This is a genomic window from Moorena sp. SIO4G3 (genome assembly GCF_010692305.1).
Classification (GTDB): domain Bacteria; phylum Cyanobacteriota; class Cyanobacteriia; order Cyanobacteriales; family Coleofasciculaceae; genus Moorena; species Moorena producens_A.
Genome location: NZ_JAAHIG010000504.1, coordinates 1 through 5,606, shown reverse-complemented (window position 1 = coordinate 5,606; position 5,606 = coordinate 1). Strand labels below are relative to the sequence as shown.

Annotated in this window: 4 protein-coding genes; all 4 read left to right on the top strand. The window is 42.4% G+C overall.

Annotated elements, in window-relative coordinates; all coding sequences use genetic code 11:
- Positions 1-984: 984 nt before the first annotated feature.
- Positions 985-1,758: a peptidylprolyl isomerase gene (locus F6J99_RS41290; protein ID WP_293122262.1), complete on the top strand. Its 774-nt coding sequence runs from the start codon at positions 985-987 to the stop codon at positions 1,756-1,758.
- Between the two features lie 327 nt (positions 1,759-2,085).
- Positions 2,086-2,259, top strand: coding sequence for a hypothetical protein (locus tag F6J99_RS41285; RefSeq protein WP_293122260.1), 174 nt, complete (start codon positions 2,086-2,088; stop codon positions 2,257-2,259).
- A 10-nt stretch (positions 2,260-2,269) separates the two neighbouring features.
- Positions 2,270-5,242, top strand: a complete 2,973-nt coding sequence (locus tag F6J99_RS41280) for a peptidase domain-containing ABC transporter (RefSeq protein WP_293122258.1) — start codon at positions 2,270-2,272, stop codon at positions 5,240-5,242.
- A 181-nt stretch (positions 5,243-5,423) separates the two neighbouring features.
- Positions 5,424-5,576 carry a hypothetical protein gene (locus tag F6J99_RS41275; protein ID WP_293122256.1) on the top strand — a complete coding sequence of 51 codons (153 nt, stop codon included), beginning with the start codon at positions 5,424-5,426 and terminating at the stop codon, positions 5,574-5,576.
- Positions 5,577-5,606 lie beyond the last annotated feature (30 nt).

Below are 5,606 nucleotides of genomic sequence, written 5' to 3'. Positions count from 1 at the left end.
ATGGTTACATCATACCGATGCTATCGGAAAGGGAGCATGTCACTTATGCAGCAACATTAGTACTAAGGTAATAGGTAATAGGTAATGGGTAATGGGTAATAGGTAATAGGTAATGGGTAATGGGTAATAGGTAATAGGTAATAGGTAATAGGTAATAGGTCTGAAGGGGAGCTAGTCTTGGATGAATATTTGTACATTATCTATAGCCCCCTCATGGGTAATTGCTTGCTCTACTGGAAAATAGTACTAATCTTTCAGCAAAGCAAGACCTGCTCCCTATCGGAAATAATATGAGATCAAAATGATATAAGTCTGAATAAAATCGCAAAACTGATACAAAAACTGATATAAATAGTCTTAATTACTATGCTATATCAACCCCTAAGCTTCTTTATTATCTCTATTTATTACTCAATATTAAAGTAACTTAAAAAGAATCTGATAACAGCATTAAATTAATCTAATAAAAAGCAAAAAAATCAGCTGAATTAAAACACTTCATCCCAAAACTGAGGCAAAAACTGAGACAGCATTCCTGGCTCTGCTCATTACTCTAAAACTAGACAGGTAAAGAGGACAGGGTAATGTGGCAGAAAATCATAGTTTGGCTTATAACTGAAATTATTTTAAACGTGCTAGGAATTGATGACCTAGCGGACTATAGCGAATTCATATTTGAGAAACAAGTCATTAATTGCAACAGTTCTCAGCTGTCAGCTGTCAGCCCTCAGCCCAATGCTTACGTTTGGGAGAAGCCAAACCAGCCCGTTTTCTTCAAATAGATTAAACATTTGCGTAGTGTTATCTCGTTATCTCCCAGCGTCGAAGCCTGTGCCACAAAGCTAATAACTGATAGCTGATAGCTGATAGCTGTTCGCGTAGCGTGTGCGTAGCACATAAGCTAATAACTGATAGCTGATAACTGTTCGCGTAGCGTGGGCGTAGCGCATAAGCTGAATACTTACAATTTTATATAAAATCCTGATGAACGAAATTATAAAAGTTGCTAACCAAACTATTACAGCATCAGAAATTATCCCCCTGCTGAGACGATACCTTTTGCTGCCTCAGCTATTCCGGGAAATTATTATTGACCATGCGATCGCAGGAATCAGCTGCACCCCAGAAGAGCAAACTAGTGCTGAAGAGCGGTTTTATTCCAAACATAAGCTCACGGATGACAAAGCACGTCAGGCTTGGTGTGAGAATCATCAGATCACTCTAAACCAATTAAAAACCTTGGCAACCCGTGAGCTAAAACTTGAAAAATTCCAACAAGAAACCTGGGGTCATCGACTAGAATCTTACTTTCTGGAGCGCAAACAGCAGCTAGATCAGGTTAGTTATTCCTTGATTCGCGTTAAGCATAAAGGTGTCGCTCGGGAACTGTATTATCGGCTGGAGGATGGCGAGCAATCCTTTGCTGAAATAGCACGGCAATATTCCCAAGGACCAGAAGCTCAAAGTGGAGGATTAATTGGTCTTATGCCCATGACTATGCCCCACCCTCAGATTGCTCGGATTCTGAAACTGAGTCAGCCTGGTCAGTTGTGGACACCAACACAAATAGGGGAGTGGATCGTGATTGTGCGCCTAGAAAAATTAATTCCAGCCCAGTTAGACCAACCCATGCGTCAGCGACTGCTGAAGGAATTGTTTAATAGATGGCTCGGTGAGCAATTACAACAATTTATAGAAAAAGGGAACAGGGAACAGGGAATAGGGAATAGGGAACAGGGAGTAGGGAGTAGGGAGTAGGGAGTAGGGTCAAGATATATAGCAATTCTCTCTCCCATAAGGTACAAAGAGATCCCCCTAAATCCCCCTTAATAAGGGGGACTTTGAGGCAATTAATCGTAGCTAAATGCAATAAACGCTATAAAATTTTTTGGTGTTATCAGAAATCATGATATATAGCAATTCTCTCTCCCATAAGGTACAAAGATATCCCCCTAAATCCCCCTTAATAAGGGGGACTTTGAGGCAATTAATCGGACTTCATAAATGCAATAAACGCTATAAATTTTTTTGGTCTTATGAGAAATCAATATTGGTTGTGATGATCTATTTATAAATGCTATATCGGTGACCGTTAATCACTTTGTATTTACAGCATTTTTCATAACTATTAAGTACACAGAATTATTTTCCTATTTCCTACTCCCTATTCCCTACTCCCTATTCCCTATTCCCTACTCCCTATTCCCTACTCCCTACTCCCTACTCCCTACTCCCTACTCCCTACTCCCTACTCTTTAATTTTATTGCCATGACTTTTACCACTTCCCCCATCCAAGAATTTATTGCTAGTGTATCTCCTTTTAATCAACTACCAACCACAGCGTTAGAAAAACTATCTGCACAATTGCAGCCAGTACACTATCACCTTGGTGAAACAATTTTAATGCGGGAGAAAATACCTTCCCATGTGGTAATTCTCTATCAAGGACAAGCTCGTTTACTAGGTTATGACCCCCGCACAAATAAGGAGGTAACGGTTCAAAAGCTCTCTCCCGGTGCGATTTTAGGCTGGGCGAGTTTAGTACGGGAAGTCTATAGTGAAACTGCGATCGCATCTGAGGAAGTAGATTGTCTAGCCCTACCAGCAAAGGAATTTTTCCAGCTGTTACAGACCTATCCCTCTGTAGCTACTGCCTTTCAAGACCATTGTGCCTTGATTGAAATCTTTGACTTACTTGGTGCTGAGCTCGAACGTCGAGCCGATGGCATCACGGATCTCCGGAAACTAGCACTGAAAGGGTTTCAACAAGCAGTAGTTTACCACTTCCCCCCAGCAGACTCAGCCCAATTAGACCCGGAGTGGATGTGGTTTGTCAGTGGTGGTAATCCTCCCCCTAACTTGCCAGTGGGTAGCCGTATCACTTCACAAAACCCTAATTACGCTACTCTCCAGCAAGTGCGCTTGGTGGGACTACCGAAATCAATGCTATTGGCGGAGGTAGCAACTGGTAACAATGCAGGGATAACCTCTATTTCTGCTAGCCCTGAACTAGAATTTCGCTCTGCTCGTAATGCGATCGCGAAGCGTGACCAAAGGTCAATCGCATTACCGGAATCCTTACCTGTAGTTAATCAGGGTCAAGAGCACAGCCGAAAATATCCCTTTAAAAGTGGCAGAGGTATTTTAAAAGAGACCTTAGCCTGCTTCGAGATGCTCAGTGAATATCTCGAAGTCCCGTTTAAGCGGGAGGTAATCCAAAGAGTGATTACTAACCAGCAAAAAACCGGCACCATTACTTTACCATTTTGCGCTGCTATCGCGGATTTAATGGGATTGCAAACCCAGCTAGTCAAGATAGCAGCAGCTACCATTACTCAGCTGCCAACACCAGCTCTGATCCGTTGGGAAGATACTTTCGCTGTTGTCTACAACGCCTCACCAAAAGAAGTGGTACTGGCGATACCAACCTCTGGTGGCATCAAACGCCGTAAATTATCTACCTTTATCGACATTTGGGGCAAATCCGGTCAAGTCTTGCTACTAAAAGAAGCAACAACTACCCCCAAGAAAAAGTTTGGTCTTTCCTGGTTTATACCAATACTATCTCGCTATCGTCAAGTACTCTTTGAAGTATTAATCGCATCCTTTTTTGTCCAACTCTTTGGCTTAGTCAATCCTTTAATGACCCAGGTAATTATCGACCAGGTAATTGGTGGTAATAGCCTAGATACCCTCCATGTCCTGGGTATTTTACTAATAGTTGTAGCACTCTTTGAAGCCATATTAAGTGCTTTGCGTACCTATTTATTCTCTGATACTACTAACCGGATTGACCTAGCCCTCGCCTCCCAGGTAATTGACCACTTGGTGCGTTTACCAATGAGTTATTTTGGAAAACGTACCGTTGGGGAATTAGCAACCAGGGTTCAGGAATTAGAAAAAATTCGCTCGTTTCTGACCGGAACAGCCTTAACTGTAGTCTTAGATGCAGTCTTTTCTGTGATCTATATTGCCGTGATGGTGCTCTACAGTCCCCTACTTACCCTAGCCGCATTAGCTGTTGTGCCCTTGTTTATCTTACTAACCCTAATCTTTTCACCAATATTGCGGCGCATGTTAAGGACTAAGGCCCAGCGCAACGCACAAACCCATTCTTACCTGGTGGAAGTGCTTAATGGTATTGAAACCGTTAAATCCCAAAACATTGAACTACGATCTCGCATGTCTTGGCAACAGCGCTACGGTGGTTATATTTCAGAAGGGTTTAAAGCCGTTAAGCTCTCCACTACCGCTAGTTCAATCAGCAATTTTCTCCATAAATTATCCAGTCTCTTAGTGCTATGGGTGGGAGCTTATTTAGTACTCCAAAGTGAATTAACCCTAGGAGAATTAATCGCCTTTCGGATTATTGCTGGCTATGTCACCAGTCCCCTGCTGCGGCTGTCCCAACTGTGGCAAAACTTCCAGGAAACTGCTCTATCGATTGAGCGTCTGAGCGATATTCTTAATCACCCTCAAGAATCCCCAGTAGAACAACAGAATAACTTAACCATGCCACCGATTACAGGTACTGTTAAATACGAGAATATTTCCTTCCGGTTTGGTAATAGTGGTCCGTTGCAACTCAGTAAAATTAATCTCGACATCCCAGCTGGTTGTTTTGTAGGAATTGTGGGACAAAGTGGCTCTGGTAAAAGTACCTTAACTAAGCTTTTACCCCGCTTCTATGAACCCTTAGGAGGTCGAATTCTAATTGATAACTATGACATTAGTAAAGTTGAACTCTATTCCCTACGACGTCAGCTAGGGATTGTTCCCCAGAACCCTCTGTTATTCGAGGGGACAATCCATGAAAACATTGCCCTAAATAATCCAGAAGCCACCACTGAAGAGATTATTGCTACTGCTAAAATAGCTGCTGCTCACGATTTTATCATGGACTTGCCCAATGGCTACAACACTCAGGTGGGAGAGCGAGGTTCAGCCTTATCTGGGGGACAGCGACAGCGAGTAGCGATCGCCCGTGCGGTTTTGCAAAATCCACGACTACTAATTTTAGATGAAGCCACCAGCGCTTTAGACTATGAAACGGAGCAAAGGGTCTGTACTAATTTAGCTGAAGCCTTTAAAGGTCGTACTGTTTTATTCATTACCCACCGACTCAGCACAATTAAAAACGCTGACTTGATTTTAATGATGTCTAAAGGAATCATCGAAGAGATGGGAACTCATCAAGAATTAATGGCTATTAAAGGGCGTTATTATTGTCTTTATAAATAGGGAACAGGGAGCAGGGAGCAGGGAGCAGGGAGCAGGGAACAGGGAACAGGGAACAGGGAATCGGGAATCGGGAATCGGGAATCGGAAAAAGTAATAATAGTTGATTATTTCAGTAATTAACTTGATTTTTATTACTTTCGCGATATTAGTTTTTTTTATGGTCTAATATCTCAGATAAAAGATGAATTACGACTCCCTACTCCCTACTCCCTACTCCCTACTCCCTATTCCCTACTCCCTACTCCCTACTCCCTACTCCCTACTCCCTACTCCCTACTCCCTATTCCCTATTCCCTATTCCCTGTTCCCTTTACTATATGACAAACGATTTTGATGCCATCATCATTGGTAGCGGAGCTGGTGA

Bases quoted from the DNA above. Each gene is read 5' to 3' on its own strand.
- F6J99_RS41290 (WP_293122262.1), top strand. From the start codon at position 985: ATGAACGAAATTATAAAAGTTGCTAACCAAACTATTACAGCATCAGAA.
- F6J99_RS41280 (WP_293122258.1), top strand. From the start codon at position 2,270: ATGACTTTTACCACTTCCCCCATCCAAGAATTTATTGCTAGTGTATCT.
- F6J99_RS41275 (WP_293122256.1), top strand. From the start codon at position 5,424: ATGAATTACGACTCCCTACTCCCTACTCCCTACTCCCTACTCCCTATT.